Annotated in this window: 8 protein-coding genes and 3 rRNA genes; 1 reads left to right on the top strand and 10 read right to left on the bottom strand. The window is 56.0% G+C overall.

The window, feature by feature from the left end; genetic code table 11:
* Window positions 1-33: 33 nt before the first annotated feature.
* The 8 genes from AARI_RS00860 to AARI_RS00830 form a co-directional block, all read right to left on the bottom strand.
* Window positions 34-2,547, bottom strand: a complete 2,514-nt coding sequence (locus tag AARI_RS00860; protein WP_041648271.1) for an ATP-dependent Clp protease ATP-binding subunit — start codon at window positions 2,545-2,547, stop codon at window positions 34-36.
* Between the two features lie 270 nt (window positions 2,548-2,817).
* Window positions 2,818-3,138, bottom strand: a complete 321-nt coding sequence (locus AARI_RS00855) for a histone-like nucleoid-structuring protein Lsr2 (RefSeq protein WP_013347494.1) — start codon at window positions 3,136-3,138, stop codon at window positions 2,818-2,820.
* 138 nt (window positions 3,139-3,276) lie between these two features.
* Window positions 3,277-3,444 carry a hypothetical protein gene (locus AARI_RS19875; RefSeq protein ID WP_013347493.1) on the bottom strand — a complete coding sequence of 56 codons (168 nt, stop codon included), beginning with the start codon at window positions 3,442-3,444 and terminating at the stop codon, window positions 3,277-3,279.
* A 1-nt stretch (window position 3,445) separates the two neighbouring features.
* Window positions 3,446-4,960: a lysine--tRNA ligase gene (gene lysS, locus AARI_RS00850; RefSeq protein WP_013347492.1), complete on the bottom strand. Its 1,515-nt coding sequence runs from the start codon at window positions 4,958-4,960 to the stop codon at window positions 3,446-3,448.
* Window positions 4,961-5,097: 137 nt separating this feature from the next.
* Entirely contained in the window at window positions 5,098-7,071 is a 1,974-nt protein-coding gene (locus AARI_RS00845; RefSeq protein WP_013347491.1) for a M13 family metallopeptidase, read from the bottom strand.
* Between the two features lie 177 nt (window positions 7,072-7,248).
* Window positions 7,249-7,365 (bottom strand): 5S ribosomal RNA (gene rrf, locus AARI_RS00840).
* A 153-nt stretch (window positions 7,366-7,518) separates the two neighbouring features.
* A 23S ribosomal RNA gene (locus AARI_RS00835) occupies window positions 7,519-10,652 on the bottom strand.
* A 622-nt stretch (window positions 10,653-11,274) separates the two neighbouring features.
* Window positions 11,275-12,800 (bottom strand): 16S ribosomal RNA (locus AARI_RS00830).
* The 16S, 23S and 5S rRNA genes sit together here, the layout of an rRNA operon.
* Window positions 12,801-13,755: 955 nt before the next feature.
* Between AARI_RS00830 and AARI_RS00825 the strand changes: the two genes are divergently transcribed.
* Window positions 13,756-14,199 (top strand): MepB family protein, encoded by a 444-nt coding sequence (locus AARI_RS00825; RefSeq protein WP_013347490.1) that lies wholly within the window; start codon window positions 13,756-13,758, stop codon window positions 14,197-14,199.
* 21 nt (window positions 14,200-14,220) lie between these two features.
* Here AARI_RS00825 and AARI_RS00820 read toward each other — a convergent pair whose 3' ends face one another.
* Both AARI_RS00820 and AARI_RS00815 read right to left on the bottom strand, forming a co-directional pair.
* Window positions 14,221-15,417: a type II toxin-antitoxin system HipA family toxin gene (locus AARI_RS00820; protein WP_013347489.1), complete on the bottom strand. Its 1,197-nt coding sequence runs from the start codon at window positions 15,415-15,417 to the stop codon at window positions 14,221-14,223.
* The gene (locus AARI_RS00815) at window positions 15,414-15,614 is read right to left on the bottom strand and encodes a helix-turn-helix transcriptional regulator (RefSeq protein WP_013347488.1); all 201 of its coding nucleotides are present in this window, start codon (window positions 15,612-15,614) and stop codon (window positions 15,414-15,416) included. Before AARI_RS00815 ends, AARI_RS00820 begins: the two co-directional genes overlap by 4 nt.
* Window positions 15,615-15,650 lie beyond the last annotated feature (36 nt).

The following is a 15,650-nucleotide window of genomic DNA, read 5'->3' as shown; positions in this document are numbered from 1 at the left end:
AGTTCCACGGCTATTGAATATGCTTCGAGCGCTCTAGCTTTCCAACGCAGCCGGTGCCGGCTCGCCTTCCAGCTGGCCGGTGCCGCCCTCGGCGTGGAAGACGAACTTCTGCAGCTCGCCTTCGCCTTCGACGTCCACGGTGATCTTCTGTCCGGCAACGATCTGCCCGAAGAGGATCCGCTCGGAGAGCTGATCTTCGATATCGCGCTGGATGGTACGGCGCAGCGGACGGGCACCCATGGCTGGGTCGTAGCCGCGCTGTGCCAGCAGGCTGCGTGCAGCCTGAGTCAGCTCGATGGTCATATCGCGATCCTTCAGGCGCTTGGCCAGACGGGCGACGAACAAGTCGACGATCTCTTCGATCTCGTCCTGGTTCAGCTGCGGGAAGACGACGGTGTCATCAACGCGGTTCAAGAATTCAGGGCGGAAATGCTGACGCAGTTCTTCCTGGACCTTGGCCTGCATGCGCTCATAACCGGTCTTGGTATCCGCGGCCGACTGGAAGCCGGTCATCACACCCTTGGAGATGTCGCGGGTACCGAGGTTGGTGGTCATGATGATGATGGTGTTCTTGAAGTCCACCACGCGGCCCTGGGAGTCGGTCAGGCGGCCGTCTTCCAGGATCTGCAGCAACGAGTTGAACAGGTCAGCGTGGGCCTTCTCGACCTCATCGAAGAGCACGACGGAGAATGGACGGCGGCGAACCTTCTCGGTCAGCTGTCCGCCTTCTTCGTAGCCGACGTAGCCCGGAGGGGCACCGAACAGACGGGAAACGGTGTGCTTCTCCGAGTATTCGGACATATCCAGGGTGATCAGTGCCTCTTCTTCACCGAACAGGAACTCTGCCAGCGCCTTGGCCAGCTCAGTCTTGCCTACGCCGGTTGGGCCGGCGAAGATGAACGAGCCGCCTGGGCGGTTCGGATCTTTCAGGCCTGCACGGGTACGGCGGATCGCCTGGGAGATGGCCTTGATCGCTGAATCCTGGCCGATAACGCGCTTGTGCAGCTCATCTTCCATGTTCAGCAGTCGCGAGGACTCTTCCTCGGTCAGCTTCACTACCGGGATGCCGGTGGAGTTAGCCAAGACTTCGGCGATGAGTTCCTCGGTCACCTCGGAGACCTCGTCCATGTCGCCATTGCGCCAGGACTTCTCCTTCTCGTTACGAGCCTCGATGAGCTTGGATTCCTTGTCACGCAGCGATGCGGCACCTTCGAAGTCCTGCGCGTCAATCGCAGCTTCCTTCTCCAAGCGCACGGTGGCGATTTCCTCGTCCATTTCCTTCAGGGCAGGAGGAGCGGTCATGCGCTGGATGCGCAGTCGGGCACCGGCCTCATCGATCAGGTCCACTGCCTTATCCGGCAGGAAGCGATCAGAGATATAGCGATGCGCCAAGGTGGCGGCAGCCTGCAGCGCGCCATCAGTGATGGTCACGCGGTGGTGCGCCTCGTAGCGGTCACGCAGGCCACGCAGGATCTGCGTGGTCAGCTCAACCGAAGGCTCCTTGACCTGGATTGGCTGGAAGCGGCGCTCGAGCGCTGCATCCTTCTCAATGTTCTTGCGGTACTCGTCCAAGGTGGTCGCACCGATGGTCTGCAGTTCGCCACGAGCCAGCATTGGCTTGAGGATCGAAGCAGCATCGATAGCGCCTTCGGCCGCACCGGCACCTACCAGGGTGTGGATCTCATCGATGAACAAGATGATGTCGCCACGGGTACGGATTTCCTTCAAGACCTTCTTCAGGCGTTCCTCGAAGTCACCGCGGTAGCGCGAACCTGCAACCAGTGAACCGAGGTCCAAGGTGTACAGCTGCTTGTCCTTGATGGTTTCCGGTACATCGCCGCGCACGATCGACTGGGCCAAGCCTTCGACGACTGCGGTCTTGCCAACGCCAGGCTCACCAATCAGAACAGGGTTGTTCTTGGTACGGCGCGAGAGGACCTGCATAACGCGTTCCATCTCGTGCTCGCGGCCAATCACCGGATCGAGCTTGCCTTCACGGGCAGCTGCGGTGAGGTTTCGACCGAACTGGTCCAGCACGGCGGAACCCGCTGGGGTGCCCTCCTGCTGGCCGCCCGAGCTGACGCCGGCGGAGGCAGTTTCCTTGCCGCCCTGGTAGCCCGAGAGCAGCTGGATGACCTGCTGGCGCACGCGACCGAGGTCAGCACCCAGCTTCACCAGAACCTGGGCTGCGACGCCTTCGCCTTCGCGGATCAGGCCGAGCAGGATGTGCTCGGTACCAATGTAGTTATGTCCCAGCTGCAGCGCTTCACGCAGCGAGAGCTCCAAAACTTTCTTGGCGCGAGGAGTGAACGGGATATGACCGGAAGGCGCCTGCTGGCCCTTGCCGATAATCTCCTGAACCTGCTCACGCACGGCACCCAACGAAATATTCAGCGACTCGAGTGCCTTTGCGGCAACACCGTCACCTTCGTGGATTAGACCGAGCAGCAGGTGCTCGGTGCCGATGTAATTGTGGTTGAGCATGCGCGCCTCTTCTTGGGCGAGCACGACAACTCGACGGGCACGGTCGGTAAATCTCTCAAACATCTTCGGCACACTCCTTGCTTACCAATAACTCGATGCTACGCACCCAGCGCGAGCAATTCGCCCTTGTTCGCCACGGGGATAACCGATGCGGTCCGCTGGCGCAGGCAATCAGTATTTATTTTGCAATTGATTACTTGAATTAGTTGTCGCACCAATATTGCAACCTTCAACGAAACTATTGAATGTATGGCAATGTCCCGACAAGAAAATAAGAGCCGGCACTCAATGTGTGCCGGCTCTTATTTTGAGGCTTGATATAAACCTTGCGAATTACTTCGCGCGGTTTCGCCCGCCCTTACGCATTGCAGCGTTGTAGGCGTCGACAACTTCTGCATTGAGTCGTCCGCGAGCGTTAACCTTGATATTGTTTTCCTTCGCCCATGCGCGGATTGCTGGAGCTTCGCTCGCCGCAGTCTGCTTCGACGAACGAGCCGCTTCAATATACGGCTCAATAGCTGCGTGGAACTGTGCAGCATGCTCGTCGTTCAGGTCGATTTCAAAGTGCTGTCCAGCGACGCTAAATGCAATCGATTCAGTTGCTTCGCTACCATCAATATCGTCGATCAGGGCAATTTGAACCTGACGTGCCATTTAGGAATTCCTCCGAGCTTGAATGCACTGGACTAACTGACATTTCGTTCAGCAATCCATTTCAATCGACAAGCTTATACAATTAGTGCCACAAAACTCTAATTATCACCGGTATTCACAAGGTTCTTTCAGGAAAGCCTAATTCTCGATTACTGGATTATTAGAATCCGGATGATTTTGAATTAGCGCATCAGCTTCCGCTTCAGCTTGGCGTTCTTTCCGATCCGCGTTTGTAATTGCCTTCATGACGTACCAGAAAAGCAGTGCAAGACCGATTGTCGGAACGATTGCCTCAATATATGGCATATTATGCCTCCGGCTTTAACAGTGGGAACAGAATGGTTTCGCGAATACCAGCGTTGCTGAAAAGCATAACCAAACGGTCGATGCCCAAACCGATACCACCCATTGGCGGGGCACCGTACTCCAGCGCACGCAGGAAGTCTTCGTCAAGCTGCATGGCTTCTGGGTCTCCGCCGGCAGCCAGCAGGGATTGCTCGGTCAGGCGCTCACGCTGGATGACCGGGTCGATCAGCTCGGAGAAGGCGGTACCGCGTTCCATCCCGCCGATGATCAGGTCCCAGGCTTCGATAACTCCTGGCTTCGAGCGGTGTGGACGTGCCAGCGGCTGTGCCAGCGGCGGGTAGTCGCACACGAAGGTCGGGTCGATCAAGGTCGGCTCAACGATTTCGCCGAACAGTTCAATAACCAGCTTCTGGGCGCCCCAGGCTGGGTCGATCTTCACTTCGTGCTTCTGCGCGATCTCGCGCAGCACCGAAGCGTCGGTGTCCGGGGTGATTTCAACGCCTACAGCCTCGGAGAGGCCAGGGTAGACGCTGAGCCAGCGCCATTCGCCATCGAGGTTGATGGTGCCGTTGGCGGTCTCGATCGTGCGGCCGGCGCCGATGGCATCTGCCGCGTTCAAGATCATCTGCTGCATGCGCTGCGCCATTACATACTGGTCGGCGTAGGCCTCATAGCATTCAAGCATGGTGAATTCCGGGGAGTGCGTTGAATCCACGCCCTCGTTGCGGAAGATGCGGCCGATTTCGAAGACTCGGTCCACGCCGCCGACCACTGCACGCTTGAGGTACAGTTCCAGGGCAATGCGCATGGTCATTTCCTGGTCGAAGGCGTTCAGGTGGGTCTTGAATGGACGGGCCGAAGCGCCGCCGTGAACCAGCTGCAGCATGGGGGTTTCGACCTCGACGTAGTCGTGGCCTTCGAGGGTATTGCGCACTGCACGGATGATCGCCGCACGCTTGTACACCATCTCGCGGGCTTCATTGCGTACGATCAGATCGGCGTAGCGCTGGCGAACACGGGTCTCTTCGTTCAAATCTGCGTGCAGCACTGGCAGCGGGCGCAGGGCCTTGGATGCCATTTCCCAGGCGTCAGCCATGATGGACAGCTCGCCGCGGCGGGAGGAGATGACCTTGCCCGTCACGAAAACGTGGTCGCCCAAGTCTACGAGCGACTTCCACTGCGCCAGGCGCTCTTCACCGACGTTTGCAAGCGAGAGCATGACCTGCAGGCGCACGCCTTCGCCCTTCTTGCCACCTTCTTGCAAGGTGGCGAAGCAGAGCTTGCCGGTATTGCGCATGAAAACGATGCGGCCGACAACGCCAACAACGTCTTCGGTTTCTTCGCCGGCTTCGAGGTGCTCGTACTTGTCGCGGATTGCCTGCAACGAGTGGGTGCGAGCTACGCCTACCGGGTAGGCTTCCTCGCCCTTGGCCAGCAGCTGGTTACGCTTATCAGTACGTACCTGTCGCTGGTCGTTTGGATCAATGGCCTGTGCGGAATTATTTTCGGAAGTCACAATAGTCCATTCTACGTCTCATAGCGCACAGTTGAAGCCCTTCATGATCAGCCTTACACAGTGATCTTGGCCCATGGCAAAAGCCCGGGCAGGTCCAAAGCGAACTTTGCACCTGCCCGGGCCATCGATTTTCTGGTTTACCAGATTTCTACGCGGTCAGCTGGATCCAGCCACATTCCATCGCCTGGCTTGGTGCCAAAGGCCTGGTGGAAGGCATCGAGGTTCTTGGGAACCTGGTTGCAGCGGAACTCTCCGGGTGCGTGCGGATCGGTGGTCACCCGCACTACTGCAGTTTCCGGGCGGATCAAGGTGCGCCAGCATTCAGCCCACGAGTAGAAGAAGCGCTGGTCTCCGGTGATTCCATCGATTACCTCATCTTCTTCGATGCTGCGCGCGGCCAGCTCGAGCTTGTAGGCCTTGTAAGCGATGCCCAGGCCGCCGAGGTCACCGATGTTTTCGCCCAGGGTCAGCGCGCCATTGACGTTATGCTCGGGTGCTTCGGTCGGTGAGAGCGCGTTGTACTGGTCCACCAGCTTGCCGGTGAGCTTCTCGAATGCTGCGCGGTCATCATCGGTCCACCAGTTGGTCAGCTGGCCGGTACCGTCGAACTGCGAGCCCTGGTCATCGAAGCCATGTCCGATCTCGTGGCCGATAACTGCACCAATACCGCCGAAGTTCGAAGCGATATCGCGATTCACATCGAAGAATGGCGGACGAAGAATTGCTGCTGGGAACGCGATTTCATTGAGCAGCGGGTGGTAGTAGGCGTTCACGGTCTGCGGGAACATGAACCACAGTTCGCGATCTACACCGTCATCGATCTTCTTCAGCTCACGAGCGAATTCGAATTCGTTGGCCGAAGCAAGATTAGCGATGACATCCAGTTCATCGGTCTCAATGGCGCTGTAGTCGATCCACTGGTTCGGGTAGCCGATCTTCGGGCGGAACTTCGAGAGCTTATCCAGCGCTTTCTCGATAGTTTCCGGACCCATCCAGGACAGTTCGTTGATCGAGTTGCGGTAGGCCTCGATCAGGCGCTGGACCAGCGCATCCATGGCGTCCTTAGCCTCTGCTGGGAAATTCTTGGCTACGTACAGCTGGCCAATGTCTTCCCCGACCGCACCTTCGGTGAAGGCAACACCGCGCTTCCAACGGTCCTTGAGCTGCTCAACCCCGCCGAGCTTGGCGGAGTAGAAGGAGAAGTTTTCGTTGACGAAATCGCTGGATAGGAATGGGGCGAAGGAACGCAGCACCTGCACACGCAACCAGTTCTTCCAAGCATCCAGCGGCTGTGCGTTAACCAGCTCAGCCAGGCCCTGGAGGTAGCTTGGCTGCCAGACGACAACTTCACTGTAGTAATTCTGTTCAATGCCGGCACCGGCAAGCCAGGTCTTCACTCCTGGGAACAGCTCGATAAGCTCTTCACCTGAGATCAGGTTGTATCGAGCCTGGGCATCGCGAACCTTGACCCGGTCCCAGTGGTGCGAGGCCAGGGCCTTCTCGAGCTCTACAACCATTTCTGCAGCAGTCTGGGCATCTGCGATACCGCCCAGGGACAGCAAACGTCCCAGGTGCTCTTGGTAGTCCGCTACGGTATCGGCAAATTGCTCTTCACGATAGTAGGACTCGTCAGGAAGCCCCAAGCCGCCCTGCAGGAAGGTCAGCAGGTTCCGCTCTGGGTTTCCGGCATCGTTCATCGCGCCGATATCCATGAAGCCGCTGATGCCCTTGCGCTGGAAGAAGCCGCTTACCTCGAGCAGGTGCTCGCTGTTCTGGATATCCGAAATAGTATTCAGGAAAACACCAACCGGATCTGCGCCGCGCTCTTCGATTACCGCTTCATTCATGAACGAGCTGTAGAGCTGGGCAATGCGCTTGGTAGCTGGATCAACTTCTACGCCGGAATCCAGTTTCTGCACTGCTTCAGTAATGATTTCGTGGACGGCGGCTTCCGCCTGGTCTCGCAGCTCCATGAAGGAACCGTAGATTCCCTGATCCCCGGGGATGGTGGCAGTCTCGAACCACTTGCCATTGCTATGGCGGTAGAGATCGTCCTGGGGACGAATTGAATCGTCACGGTACGTCAGTGGACTAGTCGTCTCAGTGGTCAAGGAAGGCTCCTCAGGTAGCAGATCTTGTTATATCTACTACACACCATATCGACTTCCAAGAGGATGAGAAGAGCGAGGGGTGCCGATGCGCGCACGGCTTAAATACTCGGGTTAAACAGGTGAGGCCCTGGAACACGCATTGTGTTCCAGGGCCTCAAACCATTCAACTCAAGTTAAGTCCGGCGGTGACCTACTCTCCCACACCCTCACGAGTGCAGTACCATCGGCGCAGTGGGCCTTAGCTTCCGGGTTCGGTATGGGACCGGGCGTTTCCCCCACGCTATGACCGCCGTAACAATCACGAAGCACACAAACCAATCATCTTGGTCATGTTTTCCGGTGTCATGCAAAAGCCATGTATTTTTCGGTTTGAGGTTGTTGTCTCGTAACCGTATAGTGAACGCGAACAGCATAATGATCATGCCAGTAAAATATTGTGAATATTGTGTGTTGAAAGTCATCGGCCTATTAGTACAGGTCAGCTCCACAAGTCTTTAGTCCTTGCTTCCACATCCTGCCTATCAACCCAGTGGTCTAGCTGGGGGCCTCTCACACTCAAGGTGCATGGAAATCTCATCTCGAAGCAGGCTTCCCGCTTAGATGCTTTCAGCGGTTATCCCTTCCAAACGTAGCTAATCAGCGATGCACTTGGCAGTACAACTGACACACCAGAGGTTCGTCCGTCCCGGTCCTCTCGTACTAAGGACAGCCCTTCTCAAATTTCCAACGCGCGCAGCGGATAGGGACCGAACTGTCTCACGACGTTCTAAACCCAGCTCGCGTACCGCTTTAATGGGCGAACAGCCCAACCCTTGGGACCTACTCCAGCCCCAGGATGCGACGAGCCGACATCGAGGTGCCAAACCATGCCGTCGATATGGACTCTTGGGCAAGATCAGCCTGTTATCCCCGAGGTACCTTTTATCCGTTGAGCGACGGCCCTTCCACGAGGTGCCGCCGGATCACTAGTCCCGACTTTCGTCCCTGCTCGAGCTGTCACTCTCACAGTCAAGCTCCCTTGTGCACTTACACTCGACACCTGATTGCCAACCAGGCTGAGGGAACCTTTGGGCGCCTCCGTTACATTTTAGGAGGCAACCGCCCCAGTTAAACTACCCATCAGGCACTGTCCCTGAACCAGATCATGGTCCGAAGTTAGGTGACCGGTACAGCCAGAGTGGTATTTCAACGATGACTCCACCTGAACTAGCGTCCAAGCTTCACAGTCTCCCACCTATCCTACACAAGCTGCACCGAACACCAATACCAAACTATAGTAAAGGTCTCGGGGTCTTTCCGTCCTGCTGCGCGTAACGAGCATCTTTACTCGTACTGCAATTTCGCCGAGTTCATGGTTGAGACAGCGGGGAAGTCGTTACTCCATTCGTGCAGGTCGGAACTTACCCGACAAGGAATTTCGCTACCTTAGGATGGTTATAGTTACCACCGCCGTTTACTGGGGCTTAAATTCTCAGCTTCGCACCAAAGTGCTAACCAGTCCTCTTAACCTTCCAGCACCGGGCAGGAGTCAGTCCGTATACATCGTCTTGCGACTTCGCACGGACCTGTGTTTTTAGTAAACAGTCGCTTCCCCCTGGTCTCTGCGGCCCACACCCGCTCACAGCTGCAAGAGCCGATCACGAGGCAGGCCCCCCTTCTTCCGAAGTTACGGGGGCATTTTGCCGAGTTCCTTAACCATGATTCTCTCGATCGCCTTAGTATTCTCTACCTGATCACCTGTGTCGGTTTGGGGTACGGGCGGACTTGGACCTCGCGCCGATGCTTTTCTAGGCAGCATAGGATCACCGAATCACCCGCCAAAGCGGGCGCCTATCAGGTCTCAGAATATCTGAGCGGCGGATTTGCCAACCACTCTTCCTACACCCTTGGACCAGGTCAATTCCATTGCCTGGCTCGGCTACCTTCCTGCGTCACACCTGTTAATACGCTGACCTCACTGCATCGGTTCCCACCACATCACACAACCAGCAGCCCGAAGGCCGCAACAGCCATGATCCATCATGGTTAGCATCCACAGCTTGGTATGGGCGGTCCTTCGCCGGTACGGGAATATCAACCCGTTGTCCATCGACTACGCCTGTCGGCCTCGCCTTAGGTCCCGACTAACCCAGGGCAGATTAGCTTAACCCTGGAACCCTTGATCATTCGGCGGACGGGTTTCTCACCCGTCATTCGCTACTCATGCCTGCATTCTCACTCGTATAGCGTCCACCGCTGGTTTCCACCGCGACTTCACCCGCTATACGACGCTCCCCTACCCATCCAAACGCCCAACAAAAGCCAGGCAAATATTTGAATGACGCAACTTCGGCGGTGTGCTTGAGCCCCGCTACATTATCGGCGCGGAATCACTTGACCAGTGAGCTATTACGCACTCTTTCAAGGGTGGCTGCTTCTAAGCCAACCTCCTGGTTGTCACAGCAACTCCACATCCTTTTCCACTTAGCACACGCTTAGGGGCCTTAGTTGGCGTTCTGGGCTGTTTCCCTCTCGACTATGAAGCTTATCCCCCACAGTCTCACTGCTGCGCTCTCACTTACCGGCATTCGGAGTTTGGCTAAGGTCAGTAACCTTGTAGGGCCCATCGCCTATCCAGTAGCTCTACCTCCAGTAAGAAACACGCAACGCTGCACCTAAATGCATTTCGGGGAGAACCAGCTATCACGAAGTTTGATTGGCCTTTCACCCCTACCCACAGCTCATCCCCTCCATTTTCAACTGAAGTGGGTTCGGTCCTCCACACGCTCTTACACGCGCTTCAACCTGGCCATGGGTAGATCACTTCGCTTCGGGTCTAGATCACGCCACTCAAACGCCCTATTCAGACTCGCTTTCGCTACGGCTTCCCCACACGGGTTAACCTCGCGACGTAACACTAACTCGCAGGCTCATTCTTCAAAAGGCACGCCATCACCCAGGAACAAGTCCCAGGCTCTAACGGATTGTAAGCGCACGGTTTCAGGTACTATTTCACTCCCCTCCCGGGGTACTTTTCACCATTCCCTCACGGTACTGATTCACTATCGGTCATCAAGTAGTATTCAGGCTTACCAGGTGGTCCTGGCAGATTCACACAAGGTTTCACGGGCCCCGTGCTACTCGGGTATCAACACTAGAACGGCAGACACGCATTACACCTACGGGACTATCACCCTCTCTGGTCCGGCATTCCAACCGATTCACCTATACGCCTGCACCTCATCCCACCAGCAAGATAGCGCTGGTACATGTCAACCCCACAACCCCGATGATGCAACGCCTATCCGCTATCACACACCAACCGGTTTAGCCCCATCCGCGTTCGCTCGCCACTACTAACGGAATCACTATTGTTTTCTCTTCCTGCGGGTACTGAGATGTTTCACTTCCCCGCGTTCCCTCCACACAGCCTATACATTCAGCTGCAGGTCACACCACATAACATGGTGCGGGGTTCCCCCATTCGGAAATCCTGGTCTCAACGTCCGGTTATCGACTGCACCAGGCTTATCGCAGATTCCCACGTCCTTCATCGGCTCTTGATGCCAAGGCATCCACCGTGCGCCCTTAAAAACTTCAACACAAATCAAAGTTCTCAGAATTGAGCAATAAAACAATCTAACAAAATCACGCAGACAAGACTCAAACACCCAAGAATCCAAGGAAAAGGACCCCCAAGCTCATCTCATCTGCAAGATGCTCGCGTTCACTATACAGTTCCCAAACAACAACCCCGCACCCCCGCAAGCACACCCGGGCAACAGCACAAAACCGCCACCACACCAGCGCACCTGCAGCAAACACAGGACAAACACCGAAACACCAAGAACCCCGCCACCCACAGGCCACGCACCAGCCAACCCCCCCACACAAAGCGGAGAACCCGACCAACACCCAACCCACAGGCACGGAGGCTTGTTGCCTCAAAACCCAACAGCATGCCAAACCATACAAACCGCACAACACCCGCACACCGCTTTCCAGCACCCAAGAAGCCAAAGACCCCCCAAACGCGTACTCGCAGATGCGCAAACACCCTGCAGCCACAGCCAGTACCCCGCACACGAACGCACCACCCACATTGGGATGACACCAGCGTGCACGCTTTCCAGTACTGAGTCCATTGATATTCCACCCATGAGCAACCCGCCTGCACCACACTCGGGCACAGACACGGGCAACCAATAATGGTTAGCTCCTTAGAAAGGAGGTGATCCAGCCGCACCTTCCGGTACGGCTACCTTGTTACGACTTAGTCCCAATCGCCAGTCCCACCTTCGACGACTCCCCCCACACAAGGTGGTTAGGCCATCGGCTTCGGGTGTTACCAACTTTCGTGACTTGACGGGCGGTGTGTACAAGGCCCGGGAACGTATTCACCGCAGCGTTGCTGATCTGCGATTACTAGCGACTCCGACTTCATGGGGTCGAGTTGCAGACCCCAATCCGAACTGAGACCGGCTTTTAGGGATTAGCTCCACCTCACAGTATCGCAACCCATTGTACCGGCCATTGTAGCATGCGTGAAGCCCAAGACATAAGGGGCATGATGATTTGACGTCATCCCCACCTTCCTCCGAGTTGACCCCGGCAGTCTCCCATGAGTCCCCACCACTACGTGCTGGCAACATGGAACGAGGGTTGCGCTCGTTGCGGGACTTAACCCAACATCTCACGACACGAGCTGACGACAACCATGCACCACCTGTGAACCAGCCCCGAAGGGAAACTCCATCTCTGAAGCGGTCTGGCACATGTCAAGCCTTGGTAAGGTTCTTCGCGTTGCATCGAATTAATCCGCATGCTCCGCCGCTTGTGCGGGCCCCCGTCAATTCCTTTGAGTTTTAGCCTTGCGGCCGTACTCCCCAGGCGGGGCACTTAATGCGTTAGCTACGGCGCGGAAAACGTGGAATGTCCCCCACACCTAGTGCCCAACGTTTACGGCATGGACTACCAGGGTATCTAATCCTGTTCGCTCCCCATGCTTTCGCTCCTCAGCGTCAGTAAATGCCCAGAGACCTGCCTTCGCCATCGGTGTTCCTCCTGATATCTGCGCATTTCACCGCTACACCAGGAATTCCAGTCTCCCCTACATCACTCTAGTCTGCCCGTACCCACCGCAGATCCGAGGTTGAGCCTCGGACTTTCACGGCAGACGCGACAAACCGCCTACGAGCTCTTTACGCCCAATAAATCCGGATAACGCTTGCGCCCTACGTATTACCGCGGCTGCTGGCACGTAGTTAGCCGGCGCTTCTTCTGCAGGTACCGTCACTTTCGCTTCTTCCCTACTGAAAGAGGTTTACAACCCGAAGGCCGTCATCCCTCACGCGGCGTCGCTGCATCAGGCTTTCGCCCATTGTGCAATATTCCCCACTGCTGCCTCCCGTAGGAGTCTGGGCCGTGTCTCAGTCCCAGTGTGGCCGGTCACCCTCTCAGGCCGGCTACCCGTCGTCGCCTTGGTGAGCCATTACCTCACCAACAAGCTGATAGGCCGCGAGTCCATCCCCCACCGATAAATCTTTCCACCACCTGCCATGCGGCAAGAGGTAATATCCGGTATTAGACCCAGTTTCCCGGGCTTATCCCAGAGTCGGGGGCAGGTTACTCACGTGTTACTCACCCGTTCGCCACTAATCCACCCAGCAAGCTGGGCTTCATCGTTCGACTTGCATGTGTTAAGCACGCCGCCAGCGTTCATCCTGAGCCAGGATCAAACTCTCCATAAAAAAATAAAAAGCCACCGAAACCCCTCGGAAAATAAGGGAAGAATCGATGAAGTCCTGGCGAATAATAAAACACTCAAGCACATCACACGGGGGTGCAATGCCTCAAGCAAATAATATGTATTCACCAAATAAAATAAATATTCGGTATCAACAAACTTGGCACACTATTGAGTTCTCAAACAACAAACACTTACCGGTTCTTTACCCACCATTCCAGGTGGTAATTTCGTCCAGCGTTATATTCATATTCTATAACTTCGAATTCCTGAAAGTCAAATCCATTGTTTGTGATTTGAATCGGTATTCTTAGTTCCCATTCTTTTCAAATGTTGTCCACAGGACTGTGGAAAAACCTTGATTTTCTGGGGTTTTGCTGCCGTTTCACATCCGGTTATTTCTTCCGTTTTGTTCTCGGCGACAAGGAAAAACTATACACAGGTTTGGGGGGTCGTGCAAATCGGGTGGCTCCTTTTTGCGGGTGAGCGTCGACACTTAATTTCTGCATCGTTGTTTAGGTCCCCGTTGCCCACCCAATAGCGAAGTACAAATGCACGTTTAGAGTTGCTCAAGGAGTCCCTACTCTGCTCTATGCACCCGACGCCTCCCCTTATTCCACTCTCTGAATCGCGAAGCAACGCGGTGGCCGCCCACCCGCATCTATGAATGATGCCCTACCTGCGCAGTCGTACATCTGAGCAACGGATATAACCCCAGCGAGGATCGACGCTGAACGCGAGTGGCCTACAGGCATAATCCAGCCGACTGAGGGACAGCAGAGCGCACGACAGTCAGACTGGCCAGGCATTCCACTACTCATGCCTGCGCGAGATTCTCTGCAGGTATCGCCTTCAGCTACTGCCAATTGCGATGTGGCTGAGATACAGGCCAACGTATAGTTCTCAATGACATCACTACTGTTCGTCGTCGACCGCCGATAGCACACAGGAAGGCATGAATGACCTACACAGCGTTGGACCGCTACTGCCTCATCACTGGGCAGACACACGGCGAAGTAATTCCCGAAGAACAACAGAGCGATTATCAAGCCGGCATCGTTGAAATCGACGAGCTACTATGGCGAATAAGAACCGCAAGGACCACGCCGACGAAGTCTGGCGGCTTCGTAGCCATATGGCATCGCGATGAAACCGGAGCCACCGCACCGTACGCTTCCAATGCAGAGCTGCACGGCGCATTGGTCTTCATCGAGCAATCAGGGCGCTTCGGAGTCTTCCGTTTCACGCAGCAGCACCTCGAGCAGCTGGGCGTCTACGCATCAGCGACTGCTCCAGGGAAACGCGGCTTTCGCGTCTACCCTTCATGGGTCACTGGGCTCCATGGGCAAGCGAAGAAGAGCCAAGATGCCCAGCGGCCCGCATTCTCCGTGCTCGTAGACTGACAGCCGATACCCGGCTCTCTTCTATTCCAGCTCCATCCGCCGGAACCTCAGTTCCCGTTGGGCGCCGCGTAGTGGTGATCCCTCAAAGGGCAGCTCGTCGAGGTCTGCCGTGAGTGCAGCCTTCAAAGCGAGTTGGTTTGCCGACTGTGCTGCACGGTCCGCTAATCCCAGCTCACCGGAAAGTTCGGCCCAGTGCTTCCTTTTCAGGTTCTTCGTTTTGCCCGCGACAGTTAGAGCCATGGTGTCATCACCGTAGACCAAGGTGCAGGGTATGTCGTATATCGGCGCGACGCCGAATTGTCCTTGCTCGTTTGCGAGGATCGAAACATTCTTTCCGTGCAAGTCCCCGTTGCCGGTAAGCCAGGCGAAAGCGAATTGGATATAGAGATTTCGTCTAGCCAGTACCGGCGCCTGGCAGTGTTGGGCTAGAGCTTGGATAACCTGCTCCGTGCTAACTGCATACTTGCTTGCCGGCGGAAGGTTGAGTACCTGCATGGCGTCTTCCAACGGCAATCGTTGCGGTTGCCCCTCGGGCTCTACGGCCATGCGGTCAAAGCGCTCTACAAGCAGCCCCGGATTCTTCTTCGAATCCATGACCAGCTGATTCTTTGCCACCGGGAGTTTCAGTGCCCTTGCTGCTTTGAGGTGCAGGGCTTCGTTTAGCACCAGATGTGGATGGTCTCGGGGATCGAGCTTAAGCAGATATGCGCTGTTCTTGAATTCGACGGGTGTGGTCAACATGGTCGCGCTGATCTTGTCTTGAACACCTGGAATCGAATGGCGATCCAAAGTCCTAGAGAGCACCGAGAAGTCGAGATCCTCCGTAGTGCTGAACTCAGCGACCACAGGAGTTTGCTCTAACTTCGATCCGGACGGAATGACCCGGACATTGCCGGGGGTATCAGACCCGACAGCCATCAAGAGGGTCAGCTCGTCAGAGAGGCTGGTCTTCGTTGCATCTTTGAGAACGGTGAGTCGATGCCCCTCGGGTAATAGCCCTGAGAAGAAAGAAGGCAACGCGCCACCGGGCCCGACGTACGCGTCGCGGGCCACCGGCAGGGATGTGGCTATGGCGGAGCCGCCATCGTGAAGATAGTGAAGGTCGTAGGTGAAGGCGATGCTTCCGTCGTCTTGCCGGGTTAGGTACCCAGCCAAGTTGTCATTGCAATAGACATCAGCCTGAGCAACCAGCCTGAGTTCTTGGAGTGACGGAGTCATTTGGCCACTACGATTCTCAGGCCGAGTACGTCGGCCACGGAAAGCACGGCATCTATGGAAGGGTTGCCCGCACCGCGTTCTATTGAACGCAGCGTACGTTCAGAGATGCCAGCCAAGTCGGCGAGTTGTTCCTGGGTTAAACCATTTTGCTTTCTAGCGCGCTGCAATTCGGCGCCGAGCTCCGACACAGAATTCATAGATAGTCCCCTTCCGGCAGCATCTCGCCTATCAGC

It is taken from the genome of Glutamicibacter arilaitensis Re117 (assembly GCF_000197735.1).
Lineage (GTDB): Bacteria > Actinomycetota > Actinomycetes > Actinomycetales > Micrococcaceae > Glutamicibacter > Glutamicibacter arilaitensis.
The sequence above is the reverse complement of the archived record's forward strand: the minus strand, read 5'-3'. Positions and strand labels throughout refer to the sequence as shown.

Excerpts from the sequence above, each read along its gene's own strand:
- AARI_RS00820 (WP_013347489.1), bottom strand. The coding sequence starts at position 15,417 with ATGACTCCGTCACTCCAAGAACTCAGGCTGGTTGCTCAGGCTGATGTC.
- AARI_RS00855 (WP_013347494.1), bottom strand. The coding sequence starts at position 3,138 with ATGGCACGTCAGGTTCAAATTGCCCTGATCGACGATATTGATGGTAGC.
- AARI_RS00825 (WP_013347490.1), top strand. The coding sequence starts at position 13,756 with ATGACCTACACAGCGTTGGACCGCTACTGCCTCATCACTGGGCAGACA.
- AARI_RS00860 (WP_041648271.1), bottom strand. The coding sequence starts at position 2,547 with ATGTTTGAGAGATTTACCGACCGTGCCCGTCGAGTTGTCGTGCTCGCC.
- AARI_RS00815 (WP_013347488.1), bottom strand. The coding sequence starts at position 15,614 with ATGAATTCTGTGTCGGAGCTCGGCGCCGAATTGCAGCGCGCTAGAAAG.
- AARI_RS19875 (WP_013347493.1), bottom strand. The coding sequence starts at position 3,444 with ATGCCATATATTGAGGCAATCGTTCCGACAATCGGTCTTGCACTGCTT.